Source organism: Gilvimarinus polysaccharolyticus (genome assembly GCF_001187555.1).
GTDB classification, from domain to species: domain Bacteria; phylum Pseudomonadota; class Gammaproteobacteria; order Pseudomonadales; family Cellvibrionaceae; genus Gilvimarinus; species Gilvimarinus polysaccharolyticus.
On the sequence record NZ_LFIJ01000001.1, the window covers coordinates 1,602,500 to 1,624,328 of the forward strand.

23 protein-coding genes are annotated in these 21,829 nt (G+C 51.3%); 6 read left to right on the forward strand and 17 right to left on the reverse strand.

Annotated features, from left to right (window positions below):
* Positions 1-140 precede the first annotated feature (140 nt).
* The 7 genes from GILYN3_RS06965 to GILYN3_RS06995 form a co-directional block, all read right to left on the reverse strand.
* Positions 141-893: a peptidoglycan DD-metalloendopeptidase family protein gene (locus GILYN3_RS06965; RefSeq protein WP_232305521.1), complete on the reverse strand. Its 753-nt coding sequence runs from the start codon at positions 891-893 to the stop codon at positions 141-143.
* A 246-nt stretch (positions 894-1,139) separates the two neighbouring features.
* A complete protein-coding gene (locus GILYN3_RS06970; protein WP_049722167.1) occupies positions 1,140-2,102 on the reverse strand; it encodes a DUF368 domain-containing protein in 963 nt (320 codons plus the stop codon).
* Positions 2,102-2,743: a protein-L-isoaspartate(D-aspartate) O-methyltransferase gene (locus GILYN3_RS06975; RefSeq protein ID WP_049722168.1), complete on the reverse strand. Its 642-nt coding sequence runs from the start codon at positions 2,741-2,743 to the stop codon at positions 2,102-2,104. Before GILYN3_RS06975 ends, GILYN3_RS06970 begins: the two co-directional genes overlap by 1 nt.
* A gap of 108 nt (positions 2,744-2,851) precedes the next feature.
* Positions 2,852-3,847 carry a tRNA pseudouridine(13) synthase TruD gene (gene truD / locus GILYN3_RS06980; protein ID WP_049722169.1) on the reverse strand — a complete coding sequence of 332 codons (996 nt, stop codon included), beginning with the start codon at positions 3,845-3,847 and terminating at the stop codon, positions 2,852-2,854.
* Positions 3,840-4,331 (reverse strand): 2-C-methyl-D-erythritol 2,4-cyclodiphosphate synthase, encoded by a 492-nt coding sequence (ispF, locus tag GILYN3_RS06985; protein ID WP_049722170.1) that lies wholly within the window; start codon positions 4,329-4,331, stop codon positions 3,840-3,842. Before ispF ends, truD begins: the two co-directional genes overlap by 8 nt.
* On the reverse strand, positions 4,328-5,041 hold the full coding sequence (gene ispD / locus GILYN3_RS06990; protein ID WP_049722171.1) for a 2-C-methyl-D-erythritol 4-phosphate cytidylyltransferase: 714 nt from the start codon (positions 5,039-5,041) through the stop codon (positions 4,328-4,330). Before ispD ends, ispF begins: the two co-directional genes overlap by 4 nt.
* A 6-nt stretch (positions 5,042-5,047) precedes the next feature.
* A complete protein-coding gene (locus GILYN3_RS06995; RefSeq protein WP_049722172.1) occupies positions 5,048-5,326 on the reverse strand; it encodes an FtsB family cell division protein in 279 nt (92 codons plus the stop codon).
* A 135-nt stretch (positions 5,327-5,461) separates the two neighbouring features.
* Between GILYN3_RS06995 and GILYN3_RS07000 the strand changes: the two genes are divergently transcribed.
* Positions 5,462-5,854, forward strand: coding sequence for a DUF3859 domain-containing protein (locus GILYN3_RS07000; RefSeq protein WP_049722599.1), 393 nt, complete (start codon positions 5,462-5,464; stop codon positions 5,852-5,854).
* Between the two features lie 126 nt (positions 5,855-5,980).
* Here the strand turns inward: GILYN3_RS07000 and GILYN3_RS07005 are convergent, their stop codons facing one another.
* Both GILYN3_RS07005 and GILYN3_RS07010 read right to left on the reverse strand, forming a co-directional pair.
* Positions 5,981-6,748: a hypothetical protein gene (locus tag GILYN3_RS07005; protein WP_049722173.1), complete on the reverse strand. Its 768-nt coding sequence runs from the start codon at positions 6,746-6,748 to the stop codon at positions 5,981-5,983.
* A gap of 134 nt (positions 6,749-6,882) precedes the next feature.
* Positions 6,883-7,233 carry a hypothetical protein gene (locus GILYN3_RS07010; protein ID WP_157484864.1) on the reverse strand — a complete coding sequence of 117 codons (351 nt, stop codon included), beginning with the start codon at positions 7,231-7,233 and terminating at the stop codon, positions 6,883-6,885.
* Between the two features lie 163 nt (positions 7,234-7,396).
* Between GILYN3_RS07010 and GILYN3_RS07015 the strand changes: the two genes are divergently transcribed.
* From GILYN3_RS07015 to GILYN3_RS07025, 3 genes are read left to right on the forward strand one after another with little or no spacing between them, the layout of a single operon-like run.
* Positions 7,397-8,962: an FMN-binding glutamate synthase family protein gene (locus GILYN3_RS07015; protein WP_049722175.1), complete on the forward strand. Its 1,566-nt coding sequence runs from the start codon at positions 7,397-7,399 to the stop codon at positions 8,960-8,962.
* On the forward strand, positions 8,955-9,485 hold the full coding sequence (locus GILYN3_RS07020; RefSeq protein ID WP_049722176.1) for a DUF3806 domain-containing protein: 531 nt from the start codon (positions 8,955-8,957) through the stop codon (positions 9,483-9,485). The genes GILYN3_RS07015 and GILYN3_RS07020 overlap by 8 nt, the downstream gene beginning before the upstream one ends.
* Positions 9,486-9,520: 35 nt before the next feature.
* Complete coding sequence (locus tag GILYN3_RS07025; protein WP_049722177.1) at positions 9,521-10,081, forward strand: TMEM165/GDT1 family protein; 561 nt, start codon at positions 9,521-9,523, stop codon at positions 10,079-10,081.
* 263 nt (positions 10,082-10,344) lie between these two features.
* On the opposite strand, the gene GILYN3_RS07030 is transcribed toward GILYN3_RS07025, so the two are convergent.
* From GILYN3_RS07030 to GILYN3_RS07040, 3 genes are all read right to left on the reverse strand, one after another.
* On the reverse strand, positions 10,345-10,680 hold the full coding sequence (locus tag GILYN3_RS07030) for a glutaredoxin family protein (RefSeq protein WP_049722178.1): 336 nt from the start codon (positions 10,678-10,680) through the stop codon (positions 10,345-10,347).
* A 212-nt stretch (positions 10,681-10,892) separates the two neighbouring features.
* On the reverse strand, positions 10,893-11,282 hold the full coding sequence (locus GILYN3_RS07035; protein WP_049722179.1) for an HIT family protein: 390 nt from the start codon (positions 11,280-11,282) through the stop codon (positions 10,893-10,895).
* A gap of 13 nt (positions 11,283-11,295) precedes the next feature.
* Positions 11,296-12,141: a hypothetical protein gene (locus GILYN3_RS07040; RefSeq protein WP_049722180.1), complete on the reverse strand. Its 846-nt coding sequence runs from the start codon at positions 12,139-12,141 to the stop codon at positions 11,296-11,298.
* Positions 12,142-13,000: 859 nt separating this feature from the next.
* Here GILYN3_RS07040 and GILYN3_RS07045 point away from each other — a divergent pair.
* Positions 13,001-14,734: a DEAD/DEAH box helicase gene (locus GILYN3_RS07045; RefSeq protein ID WP_049722181.1), complete on the forward strand. Its 1,734-nt coding sequence runs from the start codon at positions 13,001-13,003 to the stop codon at positions 14,732-14,734.
* A 165-nt stretch (positions 14,735-14,899) separates the two neighbouring features.
* Here the strand turns inward: GILYN3_RS07045 and GILYN3_RS07050 are convergent, their stop codons facing one another.
* The 5 genes from GILYN3_RS07050 to rapA form a co-directional block, all read right to left on the reverse strand.
* Positions 14,900-15,232: a putative signal transducing protein gene (locus GILYN3_RS07050; RefSeq protein ID WP_049722182.1), complete on the reverse strand. Its 333-nt coding sequence runs from the start codon at positions 15,230-15,232 to the stop codon at positions 14,900-14,902.
* A gap of 28 nt (positions 15,233-15,260) precedes the next feature.
* Positions 15,261-16,742, reverse strand: coding sequence for a PH domain-containing protein (locus GILYN3_RS07055; protein WP_049722183.1), 1,482 nt, complete (start codon positions 16,740-16,742; stop codon positions 15,261-15,263).
* Positions 16,729-17,265, reverse strand: coding sequence for a PH domain-containing protein (locus tag GILYN3_RS07060; RefSeq protein WP_049722184.1), 537 nt, complete (start codon positions 17,263-17,265; stop codon positions 16,729-16,731). The genes GILYN3_RS07055 and GILYN3_RS07060 overlap by 14 nt, the downstream gene beginning before the upstream one ends.
* 81 nt (positions 17,266-17,346) lie before the next feature.
* A complete protein-coding gene (locus tag GILYN3_RS07065; protein ID WP_049722185.1) occupies positions 17,347-17,634 on the reverse strand; it encodes a hypothetical protein in 288 nt (95 codons plus the stop codon).
* 68 nt (positions 17,635-17,702) lie between these two features.
* Positions 17,703-20,654: an RNA polymerase-associated protein RapA gene (gene rapA, locus GILYN3_RS07070; RefSeq protein ID WP_049722186.1), complete on the reverse strand. Its 2,952-nt coding sequence runs from the start codon at positions 20,652-20,654 to the stop codon at positions 17,703-17,705.
* Positions 20,655-20,868: 214 nt separating this feature from the next.
* Here rapA and GILYN3_RS07075 point away from each other — a divergent pair, with 214 nt between their 5' ends.
* On the forward strand, positions 20,869-21,777 hold the full coding sequence (locus GILYN3_RS07075; RefSeq protein WP_049722187.1) for a D-hexose-6-phosphate mutarotase: 909 nt from the start codon (positions 20,869-20,871) through the stop codon (positions 21,775-21,777).
* The last annotated feature ends 52 nt before the right edge of the window (positions 21,778-21,829 follow it).

Sequence of the window (21,829 nt, forward strand, 5' to 3'; positions counted from 1 at the left end):
TCCAGCGGTACCATAGCCACGGGCTGTGGCTCACGTTCAACTTAACTTACATTTAATTTAAGTAACTGATCACCCAACCTAAGCAGCTGATCCGTTAACTGTAAGCGACGATGAATAGTGTTGGTTAACTCGTAAACTCTTTAACGTTTCGGTAAATACGTTAACGGATTTATAGGCTTTCCATCGCGCCGTATTTCAAAATGTAATTTATGTTTATCCGTACCGCTAGAACCTAATTTAGCAATTTGCTGACCGGCTTTTACGCTATCCCCTTCGCTGACTAATAGTGCCTGGTTATGTGCGTAGGCACTGAGGAAGGTCTCGTTATGTTTGACGATCACCAACTTACCATACCCGCGCAATCCGGTGCCTGCGTATACAACGCGCCCAGCACCGGCTGCCATTACAGAGTCACCTACTTTACCGCCAATATCAATACCTTTATTTAACCCACTGGAACTACTAAAACTGCCAATTACCGGACCATCAGCCGGCCAGCGCCATTGCACTGCGCCGGTTAATAATGGCGGCGGATTAGTCGCAGCAGGGGCAGGTGTTTTATTTTCAGAACGTGGTGGCGGGCTTGCTTTAGGTGTAGCGCTAACGCTAGGCGTCGAATTGACGCTCACACGCGGCCTTTGAGCCACCGCCGTTGTATTGCTGCTAGTGCTTGCGGGACGCTGAGTATTGGCTACAGGGCGTCGAGTATTGGCGGCAATTGATGGTGGCGGCTGCCGTTTAGAAGCGTCATCTATATCCAGCCGCAGCTGCTGAGACTTATAGATGGTATAAGGTGGGCCCACACCGTTATGGCGCGCCAACAAGCGAAAGTCTAAGCCATAGCGCCAAGCAATCGAATAGAGGGTTTCGCCTGACGAAACGGTGTGCAGCAAAATTTTTCGGGTGGGAGGTTGTTGCCGATCGGCGACCGAGGCTGGCGGCGCAGAGCTACAAGCGCACAACCACACAGTGATCAATATAACGAACGGGCGACTTATGCGCCAATCGCATAGTGTGATCTGCGCCCATGTTTTCGCCTGTTTCATCAACCTACTACCCCTGCCGGCTTATTTACTTTAGCGATTAGTAATAACCCGTTATGTAAAATTCATCTTATATAGCGGGTGTCGACATTCAGTTTAAACGCTACCGTTATTGGCGCTAGTGGCATTTTTTGATTGTAATTGCCGGGCACCATATTCCAGCGCAAAAACCATAACAACCGCGGCAGTAAACAGCGCCAAAACACTGGGCCACGCGCTGCTAGCGGCAGTTGCTGTTTCGTAGTCCCACGGCATTAGATTGCGCTGCACCAGCGGCACTAACTCACCATGGCGGTCCAGCATAGTACTAACGGTTTGCTTCCAGGGCCAAACAATCGTTAAAGAGCCTGCCAACACACCACATAAAAACGCCAGTGTGGGCTGCCGGTAGCGCTGTAACAACCAATACAATAAATGCGAGAACAACAACAACCCGACAATACAACCGGCCATAAAGGTGAGTAAAAGTTTAAGGTTAAATTCCGTTACCGCCGCAATAACCACTGGGTACACTCCCATAATGAGCAGTAAAAAACTGCCCGAGATACCCGGCAAAATCATGGCACAAATAGCAATGGCGCCGGCGGCAAAAATGGTAAAGGTATTAATAGGCATATTAACGGGCTTAACCGAGCCGAGCCATATAGCCGCCAGTGCACCTATAATCAGCGCCACAAGTACCAGCGCATTGCGCCACGCTAAACCGCGCCCAATATAAATCGTTGATGCCAAAATTAAACCACTAAAAAAACCCCACACTTGCAGCGGATAACTCGTTAAGGCAAACGCGATACCGTGCGCCAGGGTGGCGATGCTGATTAAAACTCCAGCAAACAATACACACAAAAAAGTGCCGTCTACGTGCTGCCAAAAGGCTCGCCAGCCATCGCGCTTAAGTATTAGCAACGCCGCTGGGGTAAACGATTTAAGTGCGCCCAAGAGGCGCTCATAAATGCCGGTAATAAACGCAATAGTGCCACCGGACACCCCAGGCACGACATCGGCAGCGCCCATGGCCATGCCTTTAAGCAACGTGGCGATAATCGGAGTGGATGACATTAACGTGTGGTTCCCGACAACAGCGGTACAAACCGCACAGGCTCTAAGATTTTGGTGACAAACTCATCGGTGTCGCCCACCCGTAAAATAAGATGTAGGCTTTGTTCACGATCCCCCACCGGAATCACCAAAACACCGTTGGGTGCTAATTGCTGTTTAAGGTCTTCGGGCACAAAACGCGGCGCAGCGGTACTTAAAATACCATCAAACGGGCCTTTATCTGGCCAGCCAAAGCCACCGTCGGCGTGGCTTAGCATCACGTTATGTAAGCCCAGCTGACGCAATCGCTGGCGGGCTTTATCTTGTAACGGTTTAATACGCTCAACACTGTAGACTTGCTCGACCAGCTGCGCCAATACCGTCGTTTGATACCCAGAGCCTGTGCCAACCTCTAACACACGCTTAAGCGAGCCGGCGGCACCCAACAACACTTCGGTCATACGAGCCACAATATAAGGTTGCGACAGTGTTTGGCCAAAGCCAATGGGCAGCGCGGAATCTTCGTAAGCGCGGTGCGATAACGCCTCATCTAAAAACAAATGCCGCGGGGTGTTACGAATCACGTCGAGCACTTTTAAGTCACTAACGCCCTGTTCCATAAGCCGCTGCACCAGCCGCTCGCGGGTGCGTAGCGAGGTCATGCCCACACCTTCTAGTATCAGATTGCTCACGGTTCACCCCTGTTAAACCGGCCTAAGCTGGTGCTTAGTGCCTTTTTTTAATGACGCCACTATAGCATAAAAGCCGTTTTAATCTGGCGCTGACTGTCGCTCTGGGAGCTTGGTCGCCAGCAGCTCGGCGAGCACCGAGGTCGCGTAACAACCCACTCCCAATGCAAAATCTAAACGTAAATCGCGGCCGTCCCACAACCAGGTTAAATCTTGCACCCGAGACACCAGCGCGCGACGATCTTGATTAAGGCCGGTAAACTCTAACGGTTCGCACCAATGCTGCCAATCGGCCAACACTTGTGTCTCTAATTCCAGCGCAGCACCGCTCACTAGCGGCCGGCCACGGCCCCACAAAGGCCCACTAGGCAGCGGTTGTCCGGCCACCTGTATCGGGGTTTCATCGGCCAGCAACAGCTGCCAACAATTTTGCCGTACTCGCTCGGCCAAAACACTGTTAAACAAATAAGAGCGCGCCGCCGATATCGCCATCGAGCGCTTCGGACGATTTTTGATCTTAATCTGATCGACCAGCAACCGCTGAGCCAAGGCTAAATTACCGTTATCTATCCCAAACCGCTGCGGGCCAAAATAATTCGGCACGCCGTGCTCGGCAATCAGCTGTAAACGTTTATCCAACTCAGCCGGCGTTGCGGTTACACCACGCAACCAAATGCTAAATCGATTGCACAAATGCTGACCACGACGCAGCTTTTGTTTGTGGCGTGTACAATTTAATACTCGCAAAGTATCGGTCTGTAGCGTTTGCCAATCGGGCTCTACACTTTTGGGCAGGTACACACTAAACCATTGGCGCGTTACCCCGTGGCGATCTTTAAGGCCACAGTAGCCTATATCGCGGGTCTCAACCCCAGCCAGTGCGGCGATCTGACGCGCGATCCAAGCGGTGTTGTCGCCGTCTTTTTCAATTTCTAAAAAAACGTGTTCACCCTCGCCCGAGGGCGTAAAACCTAACTCTTCAAACACTAAAAAGTCGGCATTGATTGTACGAAAACCCGCCTCGCCCAACAAACCGCCATAGGCGAGCGGAAAATTCACATCAAATAATTCAGGCACACGGTGCTCCGACTAAAGGTTTCATTAAGACACACGCCTCGGCAGCAATGCCCTCTTCTCGACCGGTAAAACCAAGCTTCTCGGTGGTGGTCGCTTTAACATTTACCTGTGCCAGCGAGCAGTCTAAATCGACGGCAATCGCCTCGCGCATTGCCGTAATATGCTGCGCCATGCGCGGGGCTTGAGCAATAATCGTCATATCAGCATTGCCCAACTGCCATCCAGTGGCGCGCACCTTAAGGTTAACTAAGCGCAATAAATCGCGGCTGTTGGCACCTTTATATTGCGGATCGGTATCGGGGAAATGTTGCCCAATATCACCCAGCGCGCAGGCCCCCAGCAACGCATCACATAGGGCGTGGAGTAAAACATCGCCATCGGAGTGCGCCATTAACCCTTGAGTATGTGGTATCACCACACCACCGATCACGATTTTGTCGCCCGGCCCAAATTTGTGCACATCGTAGCCTTGCCCAATTCTCATAATGCCTCCTCGGCCTGATGGCGCAATATCGCCTGCGCCAACCATAAATCTTCGGGTCGGGTAATTTTTAAATTGTCAGCGCGCCCCTCCACCACCACGGCACTTGCGCCGGTGTACTCCATTGCACTGGTTTCATCGGTTACCGCTAAACCTTGACGCGCAGCGCTGCTCAGTGCGGCTTCTAGCGCTTGGCGCCGGTAGCACTGCGGGGTTTGTGCCGCCCACAACTGACGGCGGTCAACCGTAGCCATCACTCGACCAGCCGTTACCTGCTTGATCGTATCGTTAACGGGGGTGGCCAATAAGCCTCCATCGGAGCCTTGCACTTTGTCTAGCAACCGCTCTATGTCGGCCACCTGTACGCAGGGGCGCGCGGCATCGTGCACCAACACCCAATCATCAGGGCCGGCAAACAACTGCAGTGCCTGTAGCGCTTGCAGCACCGAATCGGCCCGCTCGGCGCCACCGATAACTGTTTGCACTTTGGCGTGATGGGCTAATTCCAGCTCGCGCCAATACGTATCCTCACGACCAATAGCAACCACGATACCTTTAATAGCGGGGACAGCTAACAGCCGCTCTAGGGTATAGACCAGTACGGGTTTACCATCTATAGGCAGGTATTGCTTGGGAGTCTGGCTAGCCATGCGTGAGCCACTGCCAGCGGCGGGTACTATTGCCCAGCAGGCGCTGGAGGCGTCGTAATGCATAGGTGTCTAATCGTCGGGGGTGTGAGTCATAAAAAAGGTTTCGCCATTTTTGATCATGCCGATATCGCTACGGGCGCGGGCCTCGATCATCTCATCGCCATTTTTTAGATCTGCCACCTCAACCGCCAACACTCGGTTACGCTCGGTCATACGCAAATTTTCGGCGCTTTGCTGGCTTATCTCGCGCTCTAGCCGCGCACGATCTGCAAAGCTGCCATCACCGACCCAAAGCCGGTACTGCAACCCCACAAATATCACTATTAGTATTGTTAGCAAACATTTCATAGCGCGCAGTTTATCGCAGCTTGCGAGCAACGGCTATCTCGACTTGAACTGTTGGTGCCAAGCGGCAACCGGTGTATATTGGCGGCCGCTGTTTTAGCCACCATCCAATACAAGTGTTTTTTAAATTTAACCACCATGGCCAACAAGAAATTTGCAGTAAAGTTAAAAAGCTGGGGCATTTATACCCCCTGGGACAGTGACACCAAAGCGCTGCCCAAGCTGCTTAAAGTCACCCGCGAGATCCCCTGCGAGCTAGACATCGAGTTTGGCTATATTGCCAACATTAAAAAAGCAAAAAACAAAAAGCTGCACTACTGTATTTACCACCCAGATATCCCCGATGCAGACGGCACGCCGCTACCGCCCTTTAGTGGTGAGGAGTTTATTCGGCAAAATGACTGGAACTTTTTTATTGGCGATACCGTGTGGGCGCCTATCGAGAACAAACAGGGCCCGTGGCGCATCACTTTAAGCATCGAGGGCGAGCTGGTGGCTGATGAAACATTTAAGTTAGTCATACCCAACTAATACGGCCACAGTGCATTCGGCCATTATAGAGCAATTTACAGCTAGGCACTTAGCTGCTCCCCCATAACAAAAAGCCCGCACAATTTGCACGGGCTTTTATAACAACAACGCAACTACCAGTCACGGCTACTCTGCTTTAAACAACTCTTTAACTTTATCCAGCTTCTCTTTATCTGAGTCAGACAAGTTTTCATCTAACGCCTTACTCGCCGCTTCAACCGCACGATGCTTTAATTCACCCTCCACACGATCTTGCGCTTCATCTATAAGCGGTTGGACAATCGCTTGCGCCAGCTCTTGAGCGGTTAACCCCTGTTTGCGGCTGCCCAGATTAGTGCGCTTTATATCGTTCAGTTTTACCGTACGATCTTCAAGCTGAGGCGATATCACCCGCATAGAAATATTGCTAAACGATAACTTCTCGACCATAAAGCGCACTTCAGCCTCAGCCCCTGCCTCATCTGCCGTAGTTTGGTTATCGGCCGGCAAGTATGACTGCACATTTTTCAGCACCTGCTGAATATTAGTGTCTGCGCCGCCATTGTGTTCGGCGGTTAGCACAGCTCCGTCAATCAGCACCTCATTAAGTACGATAACCGGCTCGGCAATACTCGTGGGCTCTATCTGCAGCGCCACCTCATCAAATTTAAATACGCTATCAGAGGTATAACCTTCTGGGTTGGCGATGCTTAAACCATAAATTTCGCCGCGACCTTTAGTCAACTCAAAATTCACTCGATCAACTCTCACCTCGGTTTGGGTCACCTCCGAGCCAACTTTTTCGATAGCCGATACCACCATTGAGTCCAACTGGCTAAATAAGTAATAAAGCCCGCCACCCACTAATGCCACTAACAACAGCAAAATAACCAAGATTATTTTTAACGCTTTCATGATCCACCCTTAATTAAAATTTTGTTGTGCCCCATGAGCACCGGTACGCTTATATTTGCAGCGCGCACTTTAGCACAAACTCTGCAAAACCAAAGCGCCGAGCCGGCTTAACCCATGACCACCTGAGTAGCCGGTTATTCAGTCGGCTGCATTGGTTGATCATCCACTGGGACTGCCTCTGCATCCAGCTCTGTTAAGGCAGCTCGAGCGCGCCCCATCTCCGACTCAACCGAATCTATAATCGCATCCCAGCCCTGCACAATCACCTTGTTGGCCTTAGCCACCATGGCACTAACAGACTGCTGCTCCATTGCCGCCACTTTATTGCGCAACTCAGCAACATTGTTATTTAACGTCGCAAGCTCATCGTGCAGTGCCGCCACCTCGGCACTTAACGCTTGTTCGCGCTCATAGCCTAAATACAACACCGCACTTTGCACTACCACCACCAGCCATAGTAATAACAGTAAAAACCCACGCATCACTTTACCTCACCCTACTAACCCGTAAAAATACCAATTCGCCCCAGCCAAGCATGCAGCGGCGCATAAAAAAGCCTATCATAGCGCGACCTAAAACCGGTTAACATTAAGCGCGCCTAACAGCGGCTATTTAACCCACTGATATTATCAACCAAAGTGCCTTTTAATGAAAAACGACGATTTTGCCTTAACTCTACTGAGTGCATTCGAGCTGCTCTTCGCTGGGCTGTTATTGGCGCTGGTCATAACCGTGATCGTGCTTTACATCATAGACGTAAATCAAAGCAGCCACACGATACGCCGCAACTACCCCGTAATAGGTCGATTTCGCTACTTATTTGAGCACCTAGGCGAATTTTTTCGGCAATACTTTTTTGCTATGGACCGCGAAGAAATGCCCTTTAACCGCGCCGAGCGCTCGTGGGCTTATCGTGCGGCCAAAAATGTCGATGCCAATATCGCCTTTGGCTCAACTCGCGATCTATCACCCACCGGTAGCGTGATGTTTTTAAATTCGGCATTTCCCACACTAGAACAAGATGCTGCGCTCCCCTCCGAGGTCACAATCGGGCCATTTTGTCGTCAGCCCTACAGCACCAGCTCGATTTTTAATATCTCGGGCATGAGCTTTGGCGCCTTATCGCGCCCCGCCGTACGAGCGTTATCCGCCGGTGCCGCCAAAGCCGGCTGCTGGATCAATACCGGCGAAGGCGGCCTGTCGCCTTACCACCTAGAAGGCGGCGGCGATGTAGTGTTTCAGATAGGTACCGCCAAATACGGTGTCCGAGACGCCGAAGGCCACCTGAGCGACGAGCGCTTAAAAGCCATCGCCGCACACGATAACGTGCGCATGATCGAACTCAAACTGAGCCAAGGCGCCAAGCCCGGCAAAGGCGGCATTTTACCTGGCGAAAAAGTCAACGCCGAGATTGCCGAAATCCGCGGCATTACGGTCGGGCACCCCTCCATCAGCCCCAATGGCCACCCCGATGTCCGCTCGGTAGACGAGTTACTGGATATGCTCGAGCACATCCGCGAAGTCACCGGTAAACCGGTGGGCTTTAAAGCCGTGATCGGTGATAAAGACTGGCTGCGCGAGCTGGTGCACAATATCAAAGAGCGCGGCATTGATCGCGCACCAGATTTTATTACCATAGACAGCTGCGACGGCGGCACCGGCGCGGCGCCGCAACCTCTGATGGACTCTGTCGGTCTTCCGCTCAAAGAAAGTCTGCCTTGGGTGTCCGACCTACTGACTCAGGCCGGTCTCAAAAGCCGTATTAAAATTATCGCCTCGGGTAAATTAATTACCCCCTCTAAGGTTGCTTGGGCGCTGGCATGCGGTGCCGATTTTACCGTAAGCGCGCGCGGCTTTATGTTTGCGCTGGGCTGCATTCAAGCCATGCAGTGCCACAAAAACACCTGCCCAACCGGCATTACCACCCACAACCCCAAGCTGCAAAAAGGCCTCGACCCCACCAACAAAGCCACCCGTGTCGCGCATTATCAACGCAACATGACTAACGGCGTGGGGCTTATTGCCCATGCTTGTGGTGTTACCGAACCGCGCCAACTGCGCCGCAGCCACGTACACGTAGTCGCCGCCTCCGGGTTATCAGTGCCTTTAAGTGAACTTCACCCCGAGCCTATCACTCTGATAGATGATCAAGCCCGGCCCGAAGAGCCAGAGCGACAAATCAACAGCACGCAAGAGGAGCTTATTAATGAATAAACTAAGTCTCAGTATGGTACTAGTACTGGCCTGTCTAAGCCCTTGGGCGACAGCACAAATAGAATCCAAAGCCCCCAGCATAAGTGAACTAAGCGGGACCGATGGCAGCTTTTTACAGCAACAACGTGAACGTGTAGACCGCCTAACCCGCGAGCAATTAGGCACTCCAATTCGCGGCAACAAAACAGATCTAAACGCTCTGCAACGCATTATCGACCGCGACCTAGTAGCACAAGACGATAAACTTATGCAGCAAGCACTGGGGGTAATACTGGCCGACGTAATGCTTACCGACGAGCCGGCATTGGCCTGGAAAATTTACGAAGATCGCCGTGGTCGCTCACGAGCGCTGTGCGTCACCGGCATCCAAGAGTGTCTGTTTCCGGTCACCATGTTATCGCGGCGCATGGCGGTGGGTTTAAAACCCGATGTTAAGAAAATCTACGTCGAAGCCATGACTCTAATGGGTGAGCAGCTACCCGAGCTGCCCTATGGCGCAAAGCGGGAGTACACACCGTATTAACACCCGGTATTTATTTACGACAAAAATTTAAAAATATGGAAGCATTAGTAGGCTCGACCCTCGCGGTCGCTATTGCCGAGATGGGCGACAAAACCCAACTGCTGGCACTGCTGTTGGTGGGCCGCTATGGCCGCCCGGTACTGATTTGCCTAGGCATTTTAGTCGCCACTTTAATCAACCACGGTCTCTCCGCTTGGCTCGGCGACTGGTTGGGCGGTTTGATTCCCGCCGCTTGGCTGCCGTGGATGATTGGCACCAGCTTTTTAGCTGTTGCCCTGTGGATGCTCATCCCCGACAAAGCCGACGATGGCGACAGCCGCTTTGCCGCACTCGGCCCGTTTGGTGCCACGTGCATTCTGTTTTTTCTCGCCGAAATTGGCGATAAAACCCAAATTGCCACGGTAGTACTTGCGGCTAAATACAGTGCCACATGGCTGGTAATCGTAGGTACAACACTTGGTATGTTATTGGCCAACGTGCCGGTAGTTATATGCGGCCGCTGGATATTGCAGCGCATTAATTTAAAGTGGGTGCATATCGGGGCGTTTGTGTTGTTTTTGGGGTTTGCGTTGGCGAGTTTTTGGCAGGGGTTTTAGTTTTTTCGAGATGAGCATAGAGCATCGCTAACGCGGACTTTTAATATGCCCGTGGGCCGAGCGTGGCGAGTTAGCTTTCTTTGTTTGGGAAAATCAAAGTAACGAAAAAGCAGCTTCTGCGCATCCCTGCCCTGATGAGACTTGCGTAAAAATCCTGTTTGCTTATCCCCTAAAATAGGCCTCCGCTCGGCTGGCTACTGGGAGGCGGTCGAGCCAAAAAGAGGCTTGAGCGGACCAATCACAGATGGATATAAATTATTTTTTTATATTTTCTCTGCCAATTTAAGAATTCTGTCGGGATTGTAACCTTTGACAACCTCACCATTAATAAGCAGAACAGGAATACCCCTCCCACCAAGACTATCGTACTGCTCTCGGCCTTTTTGAGATTTTTCAATATCATACTCAACGTACTGAATGTTATTTTCAATCATCAACTTTCTGGCCTTGGCACAATAGCCACACCAATCAGTTGCGTAGAGGATCACCTGTCCACCGTGCTCTAAAGCATAATCAGGCGGCGGATTTAACGCAGCGTTAATCACATCCCACTTATGGAACACAAAAAACACAAAGACGACTAATACAATTTTTTTCAATGTTTACACTCTTAATTATGATATCGAAAACAACACTCAGACAAACATGTGATCTACAATCGACAGCCGAATAAAGCAAGTGGATTTAATTCTCCAGCAGCCAGCCGAGCGTATGCCTATTTTAGTGGGTAAGTACGCATAAACCCGTACGCCAGCTTTGCCACGTCCGGCCACACTGGCATATCAAAAACCCGCCGAAAGCGGCAATCTAACTACAAAAACTCACGGATTTTCTCTGCTTGCGCCGCAAGCTCAACATGATCGCCCTGCCCCACTCGGGCAAAATCCAGCTCTTCCATTTTATCCATTGGCACCAAATGCAAATGGGTGTGGGGTACTTCTAAACCGGCGATAATCATCGCTACTCGCTCGGCCGGAAACGCTTGCTGCAACGCCCGGGCGATTTTTTGGCTGACCACAGTTAGGTGTGCCATAGTCTCGGCATCAAGGTCGTACCAGTGATCCACCTCGGCACGGGGAATGACTAAAACATGGCCAGGTTTTAACGGGCCGATGGTCATAATGGCAACGGCAATATCATCTTGCCAAACAAAGTGACCGGGAATTTCTCCGGCAATAATTTTAGTAAATATGCTGGCCATAACGCCTCCTGATTTAATAAACAGCAATACTGTGTTGCATTAATGCACGCGCCAATACTTCATCGAGATTTTCCAATTGATCGTATTCGATTTCAATAATGGCAAAATGCGCGGTTTTTAATTTTTCGCGAGCATCTAAATGCTCGGCCAGTGCGCCGGGCCCTGTGGGTTTACCCCAATAGACAATCGCTAATTGCTGTTGCGGCAAATAAAAATCAACTGTTAACCGCTCTGCCTGTCCGGCGCCACTCGGCAATACTAAGGTGTAATCTACCGCGTGAGTCAGGCCCGCCACATACAGCCAGTTATCAATTAAGGCACGGCCAGCATCACCGGGTTCATGCCCATCAGTACAAGTGGTGGCCGAGGGGGCTAATTGTTGCGCCGCCAACTTAAGCTGTGGGTTTTCTAGCAGACTTTCGGGCCAAGTCACAAACGGAATCGCGGTAGTATCGCTGATGTGCTGTTGCCCTCCCAAGGCGACGCCGCGCTCGGTCAAGTGCCAACCATGCACGTGGCGTTTTATCCAGCCGCGCTCGGCCAATAACAAATTAATTAAACGCGCCGGCAAGTTAAGTTTTTGCGCCAAGCTCCGCGCACTTAAGGGAGCGTCTGGCAACAAACGCAAGACGCTGTGTTGGCGCAACGATTCGGGCCAAACAATATACTCACCATACTTGGGGTGATTGGCGTAAGTCCCACCTTCAAAGCGGCCCTTTTCGGTCAAGTGCCAATGGCCATCCACCTTAACGATCCAACCGCTATTAGCCAGCAAGATAAACAGCTCTTTACTGTCTTTACCAATCGTCCGCGCCAATGCCGTAGTGGATAAATGCTTATGTACTTGCTTATCTTGCATAACCTTCCGTATCCAACAGCCTGCTTACCACATTAATACTCAAGCGTAACATGATATTACAGAACGTCTATAGAGTCGTGAATGTATCCCGCAGCCGGCGACGAAGCGCCAAATTTAATCCTCTGCGCCAGTCAAGTGCAGACCTATTAGAAGGCTGCATCGTTACCAAGATGCAGCACAGTAAAGCAACACAAAAGCAGTATTGGTTAATTTTCTGGCCAAACAGAAAAGTAACTCGCCAGCGATTGATGACACCCAAGCCGAAGGTGATGACACAGCAAATCGTATGACACCATTACTCATAAGTAACCACAATTAGGTTGAAAGCTCTGCGCCCAAGCTACCCTCTTAAAAATACTACTGGTCAAACCCTAGCCAATCGCCTATACTGCGCGCCTCAGTAAAGCCCACCTACTAAAGAGCCGCTATTTGTAAGGCTCGTCTGCGTGCACAGAACACTGCAGGGTAATGCTGATTGGCTCTAGACTTTGGCCGCTCGATCTTATCGAACGCCAGAAAATCGGAGCCCGGGAGGAAGCTAGAACATGGCTTCCCGGCAGTGTGTATACCATGCATGTGTCTCGCCTGTGCTTATTTTGGCGCCTAGCGCCCCTAGTTTTCTTCGCAGCTGTATTTTTAGCAAACTGTGTTGTTAACACCAAGCCGAACGGCGAATACCCGAGTTTAAGCAGTAGCTTTGCTACCGTTCTCGGCAGTTGTTTGTGTTGCACTTTATCGTAAGCGTCGCCTTTAGGTGTGCGCCATCGCGATCATTCCGGGTCAAAAACTCCGCCTCACGGCGCGCTTTGTCGCGTCAACGTAAAAGAATGTTGCGCTATTTGCGCACCGGGATAAATTAATGACCACAGAAACTCTTACATTTTCCGATCTGGCCTTGTCTGCGCCAGTATTAAAAGCCGTAACCAAAGTTGGCTACGAAGTACCTTCACCGATTCAAGCCGCTGCTATTCCTGCGCTGCTAGCCGGTAAAGATATCGTTGGTTTGGCGCAAACAGGTACCGGTAAAACCGCCGCCTTTGCCCTGCCTATGTTGTCACAAGTTGATGTGACTAAATCGCACACTCAAATTCTAGTATTGGCCCCGACCCGCGAACTTGCTATTCAGGTGGCCGAAGCGTTTCAACGCTACGCCAGCGAAATGTCTGGCTTTCATGTCCTGCCAATTTACGGCGGCCAAGACATGCGCGGCCAATTGCGTCAGTTAAAGCGCGGCGCACAAGTCGTTGTCGGCACCCCAGGACGTGTAATGGATCACTTACGTCGCAACAGCCTCGACCTGTCTAAGTTAACCAACTTAGTGCTGGACGAAGCTGATGAAATGCTGCGTATGGGCTTTATCGACGACGTATCGTGGATTTTAGAACACACCCCAGCGACCCGCCAAACGGCGTTGTTCTCGGCCACTATGCCAAAAGAGATTCGTCGCGTCGCCACTACTTACTTGCGCGAACCAGAAGAAATTCGGATTGCTAACGAAAGTAAAACTGGCGCCAATATCGAACAAGTTTACTGGATGGTCAGCGGCACCAACAAACTAGACGCCCTAACCCGCATCCTAGAAGTCGAGCCGTTTGATGCCATTATTATGTTTGTACGCACCAAAACGGCCACGGTAGAGCTGGCCGAAAAGTTAGAAGCGCGCGGTTACTCGGCCGCTGCAATTAACGGTGATATGAACCAGCAATTGCGCGAGCGCACCATCGAGCGTTTAAAGAACAAGAAACTGGATATCTTGGTTGCCACCGACGTTGCCGCACGCGGTATTGACGTAGAGCGTGTAAGCCACGTTATTAACTATGATATTCCTTACGATAGCGAAGCTTACGTTCACCGTATTGGCCGTACCGGCCGTGCTGGTCGTTCGGGCAAGGCGATTTTGTTTGTCGCCCCGCGCGAAAAACGCCTGCTGTTTGCCATCGAGAAAGCCACCTCACAGCGCATTGAAGCGATGAAACTGCCAAGCGGCGACACCATCACTGCGGCGCGTGTTGATCAGTTTTTCCAAGGCATTAACGAGGTGTTAGAGTCGGATCAAGACTTAAGCTTCTTTGATGACCTGCTAGGAAACTACTGCCGTGAAAAAGAAATTGAGCCTGAAAAACTAGCCATGGTTATGGCTTACTTGTTGCAAAAAGATCGTCCGCTACAAGTTAAACTGGCCGATATTAAACCCGACCCTGTACGCGAAAAACGCGAGCGCAGTGATCGTGGTGAACGCAGTGATCGTGGCGAGCGTCGTTCACGCGGTCCAGAAGAAGGCATGAAGCGCTTCCGTATCGAAGTTGGCCGCAACCACAATGCGCGTCCAGGCGACATTGTTGGCGCTATTGCAAACGAAGCAGGCTTACAGAGCCGTCAAATCGGACAAATCAAATTGTTTGATACTTTCTCGACTCTGGATCTACCAAACGACATGGATGCAGCAATGGCACAAAAAATTGCCAGCATTCATGTACGTGGGCAAGTGCTATCGTTAAGCGAAGATCGCGGCCCCGCCCGTAAAGGTGCAGGTGCTCCCGGCGGCAGCTTTAAGCCAAGAAACAAAAAGAAGAAGTTTGCCAACACTAAGTAATAAGTAGCCGTAAACGTAAAAAAGGGGTGACTTTTTAGTTACCCCTTTTTTATGATTTTTTATCATCTCGGTTAGTTTTATAACACAGCTTTATGACGTAGCAAGATCGCAAGAAGTTGGCCTAAGCTGAGGCGATCAAAGTGTAGCTGTACAATCTACCGGCAACTAAGCCGAAATAAACATCAACCACACTATCGCAGCTGCCGCCCCTATCAACACGCCCCACAACACCCGTGCCGATTTAACCGAGCTTGCCGCAGAACTTTCATCCGCAGCAGAAGCTGGGGTAGCATCCCACTGCTCAGTCACCTCTCGAGCGCGGCTATAATCTTGCGTATCAACCATTACCCGCACCACCCCCAACGCTTGTAGCTCGCCTATCCCACCCTGTAAATAAGCGCCTTGAACATGAGCCGTAATACCGGTTTGACTCAGCACATCAACAATCATTTGTGCCTCTAGTGTGTTAGCGGCTTGATAGAGCAATACGTCACTCATAGGTAACTCCTATACAAATAAAAGCACGCTACAACCAAGCGCGACGATAATTGACCACATCGGTGAGCAATGAATCGCGCATCTGATTGGCCAGCGCAATAGGTAAACAGGGAATCGTCATCACCCCATCGGCGCTCCATACTTGCAGGTGAACCAAGCCAAAACAACGTGATATTGGCGTGGCAACCACTCGAATTTTTTGCAATTTACCCGTAGGTAACCAACGTTCGGTAAAACCGATAAAGCCGGTGCGCAGTGCCAGCCAATCACTATCACGGTAATACCCAAGACAGTACCAGCGGCGCTTAAAATAAAGATAAATCAGAGGCAGTAACAACAAACCCCACACAGCCGCTGTACCAAGTAAAAAACAGCCAAACAAAACACTAAGGCCGAGCAAGAACGCCATAAACATGACCGGAAACAACCAATAGGATCGACTCACCCACTGCCAACTGGCCGACGGCAATGACAGCTCGCCACGCAGCAGTAATAGATTAATAATATCCAGCACAGGTACTTCAAAACGTTGATTGTTTTGTGCCTGCATCGCGCCAAAGCTGCCCGCCTTACTAATAACCATACTGTGGCGGCGCAGTAACCTAGCAATTAAACCTTGAGTAATAGTGACCTTTTGCAGCTTATAGTGTTTAAAGCCACGGGTGCGAATGGTGGTTAAGCCGGCTCGGTACTGAAAGCTGTCGCCAACTCGGGTTAGCTGATAATCCCAATAGCGCACCAGCGCCAATACCACCGACAAACCAAACAACAGTGTAGTACCGGCCAGCACCGCCAACAGTCCCAGCACCAAAGTCGCCGAAATGGCTAAATTCTCGCTCACCCAGCTAATCAGTGCGTAGGCTTGGGAGTGCTCAATAGAGGCTACCGATGACTCCAACAGCGGCCCGATATATTGCCCGAGCGGAGCCGCCAATGGTGCCAAGTACAGCAAGGTGTTGTGCATTAAACCGTAACGGAGAATCTCGGCGGGCCCTAAACGCAGTGAAAAATCTGCCTCGGTTGTCGCGGAGGCATCATCGGCTGGTAGCTCTGCCGTTGCCGCCTGCTCTAGCACCAAGCGGCGTAAGCTTTCGGCCGCAGCAACGCTAAGCCCAGGCACATCGACCTCTTGCTGGGCAGAGCCTGCGCTTTCAAAGCCTAGCGTGGCTAAACCAAAAGGCCGAAAATAAAACGGATGGACAATATCGGCTTGCTGCACACGCTCAAAGTCCAGCGTTAAGCGTTTACGATTAAGCACACCCGAGCGCAGCGTCAGGCGCTTTTCTTCTACCTTAAAACTAAAAAACCAATACTGTAAAAAAACGCCCACAACCAATAACAACAACGCCGCCGGTATACCATAGGTAAACGCCATGCGGCGCACTTGCTCGCCGCCGGCAAGCAACGGCACCAGTGCCGGCCAAAAATTCATTAGGTGCGGTAAAGATTTAACAAAGAAATAGACCGTAGCAATAGGCGACACCCGTTGCCATTGGTTATTCGGCTGCATCGAGCAGCTCCTCGGCCACAACTTGCTCTGTCAGATAATTTTTTAAACGGTGCGCCGTTGCAGTAGGCAAACCCGGTATTTTCACATCCGATTGATTACCCCCTGCGGTATAAATGACCAATTTACTTAAGCCGTATAAACGCTCCAGCGGCCCCTGAGTTACCTCGGTGTGTTGCACGCGGTTATTAGCCGCCGAGGTGGTTGCGTGCCACCAAAAACCAACCCGTACATGGACATCTTGTTCACGCAATAAATACTGGGTGTGTTTTACACGGCGCGGCGCCCACAACAACAATAAAAACAGCCCCAACAGCAGTACACCGCCCAAAACCGTTGTAACAACTGGCAATATCACAGGGTCGGCAAACCACATAACGACCAGTGCAACACTAGTGATGATGGTTAAATAGATAAGCACAACAATACGTAACACCGAGCAGTAGGCGCGTTCGATGGGCTGCCAAGGCTCGGCTAATAACGGTGGGAGAGTATCATCGGTAACAACGGTATCGGCCTGTGGCATAGCAGTCCTTGTTTTTATTGTTTAAAGGAATGCTGATTGTCGCCTTAAAGTACAGCCACAGGCAAGCGAGTTTAGTGCAGTTTAAAAATCGTCGTACATTTGAATATGATAGCCGTCCTTTAGCGCTTCGCTTAAGGCCTTATCGGCAGCGACAACACGTTTATCCGCGAGCAGCGAGGCCGGTACACCTTTGCGCTTGCTGATGCTAATCTCGGTAAAACCCGCGCGCATTAAATAAATCTTACACAACTGTTCGGCGCCAAACAGGTCGGTAAAATTAATATAAACAATAAATGGCACTTGTTGGCCGGTTTTAACGTCTTCATCTATGTCTTTGCGTGCTGTTGCATCGGCAGAAAATATGTACATAAAAGTACCTTGTATTTTTTAAGCAAAGCGGCGCCAGTAATAAGCTTAGCTGGCGCCGCTACTTTTGGTTAAACCGCCACAATTACTCGCACCGCATCCAGCTTTAAACTGGCTTGCTCTAGGTGCTGTACGGTAGCGTTAAGCTGTTGTTGCAGCTGGTCTATTTCGGTTTGGCGTACATTGGGGTTAACCTTGGCCAGCTCTTGCAGTCGGCTAATTTCGGCGCCTAGCAACTGCTGGGCACTGGCCAGTGCCGCATTGACTTGGGTGTCGCGCTCGGGGGCTATCATTTCTTCTGCGCGGTCGAGTAAGCCGGCAATCTGTGCACGCGAGTGCCGCACGAGCTCTTGTGATGTTACGCGCGGTACTTTTTTGACTACTTTGGCGAGCTTGTCGGGACTTAACACGGCGGCAAAGTTTTTGCCGTTTACATCAAGCAGTACCCGCATAACAGCATCTTGTAAGTAGCGTGTTAATTGCAGTTGTTGCGGCGCGGGGCAATGCAAACAAAACACCGCCTCGACCATTAAAGTGCCGGGTTTTAACGGTGGCAGCTTTAACGTCGCAACCGCTGTGTTGCCAAACTCGGTATCCAAAATCAGCTCTAGCGCACCGCGTACTAGCGGATGCTCCCATGTGGCAAAGCTAATATCATCGCGCTCCAGCGCCTGCTGGCGATCAAACGTAATGGTCAAACCCGATTCGGGCAAGCCAGGAAACGGGTCGACCTTCATGTGCTCGCCGGGGTGCAGCACCCAACTGTTCTCACTGTGGCGCTCGTAATCGACGTTAAAGCTATCGAGCACACGCATTAAAAAGTCGGGCAATACTACGCCCTCGTCTTGTTGCTGTAGTTGCTCGACCAATTGCGCCGCCACCTGCGGGCGACAAGAGTTTAGCTCTAACAAGCGATCGCGCCCGGCTTGCAGCTCAGCGTTTAGAGCCTGCGAGAAAGCGGCTGTCTCGTCTACCAGTGCATTAAGTCCATCGCCGCCACTGCTGCTACTGAGAGCCTGTGTTAGTTCATCGCCAAAACGCGCAAAAGCGGCATGGCCAATAGCGCAGGTATGGGTAAAAGCATTAATACCTTCGTGATACCAACGGGCCAGTTTCTCTTGCGCGGTTAAACCCTCGGGGGCGGTGTACAAAGGAACATGCAGATGAATCTCACCGGCTTGACCAATACGATCGAGCCGACCGATGCGCTGTTCTAAAAGATCGGGGTTAAGCGGTAAATCAAACAACACTAGATCTTGCGCAAATTGAAAGTTGCGACCTTCGCTGCCAATTTCTGAGGCGATCAACACCTGCGCACCGTCTTCCATATCGGCAAAATAAGCGGCGGCGCGGTCGCGCGCAATTAGGTTCATGTTCTCGTGGAATACCGCCGAGGCAACGCCTTGGCGCAAACGCAAATACAGCTCTAGCTCTTGCGCAGTATCGCTATCGGCGCAAATCACTAAGATTTTTTGCCCACGACGCGCTTTAATAAACGCTTTTAACCATGCAACGCGCGGGTCGCTAAGCCACCAATCACCCTGCGCTGCCCAGTAGTATTCGGGGTGCAGCTGGCTGGCAAGTTCACGGCCGGCCAACGCCTCGGCATCGGCCGAATCCAGCGCAATCGGGTGCTCGTGTAAATGTCGTGTCGGAAACCCTTTTACCGCATGACGTGTGTTGCGCAACAAAACCCGGCCAGTGCCGTGACGATCCAGCAACACGGTTACCAGCTCGTCAATGGCGGCGGCCAGTGATTGTTGTTCGGCTTGCTGTTGCGCGGCGGCAATCGCATCGGCGTCTAAATATTCGGCCAGCGCGCTCCAGTGCTCGGCCGGCAAACTGCCAATCTGCTCTGGAGTGTCGGGGCGCTGCGCCAGAATTTGCTCGACTAAATCACTTAAAGGTTTATAGCTTTGTTGCTCGGCGATAAACGTTGCAAAATCGTAGTAGCGGTCGGGGTCTAGCAAACGCAAGCGGGCAAAGTGACTCTCAAGCCCTAGTTGCTCGGGGGTGGCGGTTAGCAGCAGTAAACCGCGGGCACGGCTGGCCAATTGCTCGATAGCGATATACTCATCGCTGACGTGGCTGGGGCTCCAACTCAAGTGATGCGCCTCATCGACCAGCAGCATATCCCACTCGGCGGCTAACGCTTGCTGTAAACGCTGCGGGTTGGCAGTTAAAAAGTCCAGTGAGCACAATACTAATTGCGCCGACTCAAACGGGTTAATCTCGTCCGCCTCAAGACTATCAAGCAACTGCTCGTCGTCCATATCAAAATCGAGCATATCGTCTTCGGTGCCGTCCAGCGCTTGGCAGCGCTCTTCATCAAGCAGCGTAAACGACAAGTTAAAACGCCGTAGCATCTCTACCAGCCACTGATGCAACAGTGCCGGCGGCACTACTACCAAGGCGCGCTGGGTGCGGCCGGTAAGTAGCTGACGGTGTAAGATTAATCCCGCCTCGATGGTTTTACCCAGACCGACTTCATCGGCCAGTAACACTCGCGGCGCAAACCGGCTGGCAACTTGCTCGGCAATATACAATTGGTGGGGCAACAGCGACACTTTAGGCCCTGCCAACCCAAATACCCGAGTACTCTCGATTTGGTGGCGCAGGTTTTGGCTGCGGTAACGCAAAGCAAAATGATTGCTGCGATCAATTTGGCCCGAGAATAAACGCTCGCGTGGCTTGCTAAACTGCACAAAGCTATCAAGCTCAAATTCGGGGATCGCGCGTATCTCGCCGTCGTCATTTAAGGCTTGATACAACAAACAACCACCCTGCTCGATCACTTGCTGCACCACCAACCACTGCCCGGCCTGATGCTTTACGCGTTCGCCTTCGGCGTAGCGTACCCGGCTAAGGGGAGCCTCTTTGAGCGAATAAGTCCGACGTTGTTCGGCGGCGGGAAAGCCGATATCCACCGTACTACCCTCGACTTGCAGTACCACACCTAAACCCAGCTCGGGTTCAGTATCACTTACGTAACGTTGACCGACAGTAACTACTGTTTGCGACACACTAACCTCAATATTGTTAAGCGGGCGCGCATAATACTGCGCCTAGCTCTATAACGAAACCTTAAACCTCTTACTCATACTGTGCGCTACGACAACAAATTTGTTAAAATTTGTCACACTTAGTGAGTTGCCCCACAAACACGCCGCTTTTATCGGCCTTTAAATACCACCAGCAACCGCAGCTTAACGACCAACCAAACCACAACGAGCCCACATGATTGCCACCTCTTTAGATGAAATTGTCGCCCGTTGCGACTTTCTTGAGCTAACCGATAGCGCCACTCTCTACCCCAACCACTCTGGTAGCGGCCTTGCTTTGCTACGAGTTAACACACCTAAGTGTCGCGCCACCTTAGCGCTTAACGGTGCGCAGCTGATGAGCTTTACACCTAATGACGGCGCCGAGCTGTTGTGGGTAAGCCCGCAGTGTAATTTTAGCCCAAACGCTAGCTTACGCGGCGGTATTCCTTTGTGTTTGCCTTGGTTTGGCCCACACCCAAGCGACCATAGCCGCCCCAAGCACGGTATTGCCCGTACCCAAACGTGGGAGCTAAGTACCGCATACCTAGACGAGCAAGGCAGTGCCGTTTTACAGCTGTGCTTAAACCATACAGCCGATGCTTTGTTTGAGTACGATTTTAGCGCCCAGCTCAGCTTAACCTTAGGCGACACTCTGGCGCTTGAGTTGGCCTTAACCAATCAAAGCTCGCGTGCATTTAATGCCAGCTGGGTTATGCACACCTATTTTGCCGTCAGTGACATTACTCAGGTGCGCATTGAGGGCTTAGATGGCTGCGAGTACAGCGATAAAGTTAAAGCTGGTGAGCGCTTTATACAGTCTGGTCCGATCCGTTTTACCGGCGAATTAGACCGCGTGTACGAGAACATCCAGCAACCTGTCACACTTAATGATGCCAGCCGCCGGTTACAGGTGACTGGCGACAAAAGCCCCAGCGTAGTGGTGTGGAATACCGGCCCCGAGCTGGCCGCCAATATTGGCGATATTGGCGCGGGGAATCATGTCGGCTACGTTTGCGTCGAACGCGGCGCCTGCCTAAACGACAGCTGGACAATGGCACCAGGTGAAACTCGGCTCGGACAAATGAGCATCGATTTCGATTAACTGGCTACAATTCTAATGTCCGCGTGCCCTATTGCCCACCAATAGCTGGTAA

Excerpts from the sequence above, each read along its gene's own strand:
- GILYN3_RS06970 (WP_049722167.1), bottom strand. The coding sequence starts at position 2,102 with ATGTCATCCACTCCGATTATCGCCACGTTGCTTAAAGGCATGGCCATG.
- GILYN3_RS06975 (WP_049722168.1), bottom strand. The coding sequence starts at position 2,743 with ATGACCTCGCTACGCACCCGCGAGCGGCTGGTGCAGCGGCTTATGGAA.
- ispF (WP_049722170.1), bottom strand. The coding sequence starts at position 4,331 with ATGAGAATTGGGCAAGGCTACGATGTGCACAAATTTGGGCCGGGCGAC.
- ispD (WP_049722171.1), bottom strand. The coding sequence starts at position 5,041 with ATGCATTACGACGCCTCCAGCGCCTGCTGGGCAATAGTACCCGCCGCT.
- GILYN3_RS06995 (WP_049722172.1), bottom strand. The coding sequence starts at position 5,326 with ATGAAATGTTTGCTAACAATACTAATAGTGATATTTGTGGGGTTGCAG.
- GILYN3_RS07000 (WP_049722599.1), top strand. The coding sequence starts at position 5,462 with ATGGCCAACAAGAAATTTGCAGTAAAGTTAAAAAGCTGGGGCATTTAT.
- GILYN3_RS07005 (WP_049722173.1), bottom strand. The coding sequence starts at position 6,748 with ATGAAAGCGTTAAAAATAATCTTGGTTATTTTGCTGTTGTTAGTGGCA.
- GILYN3_RS07015 (WP_049722175.1), top strand. The coding sequence starts at position 7,397 with ATGAAAAACGACGATTTTGCCTTAACTCTACTGAGTGCATTCGAGCTG.
- GILYN3_RS07020 (WP_049722176.1), top strand. The coding sequence starts at position 8,955 with ATGAATAAACTAAGTCTCAGTATGGTACTAGTACTGGCCTGTCTAAGC.
- GILYN3_RS07025 (WP_049722177.1), top strand. The coding sequence starts at position 9,521 with ATGGAAGCATTAGTAGGCTCGACCCTCGCGGTCGCTATTGCCGAGATG.
- GILYN3_RS07035 (WP_049722179.1), bottom strand. The coding sequence starts at position 11,282 with ATGGCCAGCATATTTACTAAAATTATTGCCGGAGAAATTCCCGGTCAC.
- GILYN3_RS07040 (WP_049722180.1), bottom strand. The coding sequence starts at position 12,141 with ATGCAAGATAAGCAAGTACATAAGCATTTATCCACTACGGCATTGGCG.
- GILYN3_RS07045 (WP_049722181.1), top strand. The coding sequence starts at position 13,001 with ATGACCACAGAAACTCTTACATTTTCCGATCTGGCCTTGTCTGCGCCA.
- GILYN3_RS07050 (WP_049722182.1), bottom strand. The coding sequence starts at position 15,232 with ATGAGTGACGTATTGCTCTATCAAGCCGCTAACACACTAGAGGCACAA.
- GILYN3_RS07055 (WP_049722183.1), bottom strand. The coding sequence starts at position 16,742 with ATGCAGCCGAATAACCAATGGCAACGGGTGTCGCCTATTGCTACGGTC.
- GILYN3_RS07060 (WP_049722184.1), bottom strand. The coding sequence starts at position 17,265 with ATGCCACAGGCCGATACCGTTGTTACCGATGATACTCTCCCACCGTTA.
- GILYN3_RS07065 (WP_049722185.1), bottom strand. The coding sequence starts at position 17,634 with ATGTACATATTTTCTGCCGATGCAACAGCACGCAAAGACATAGATGAA.
- GILYN3_RS07075 (WP_049722187.1), top strand. The coding sequence starts at position 20,869 with ATGATTGCCACCTCTTTAGATGAAATTGTCGCCCGTTGCGACTTTCTT.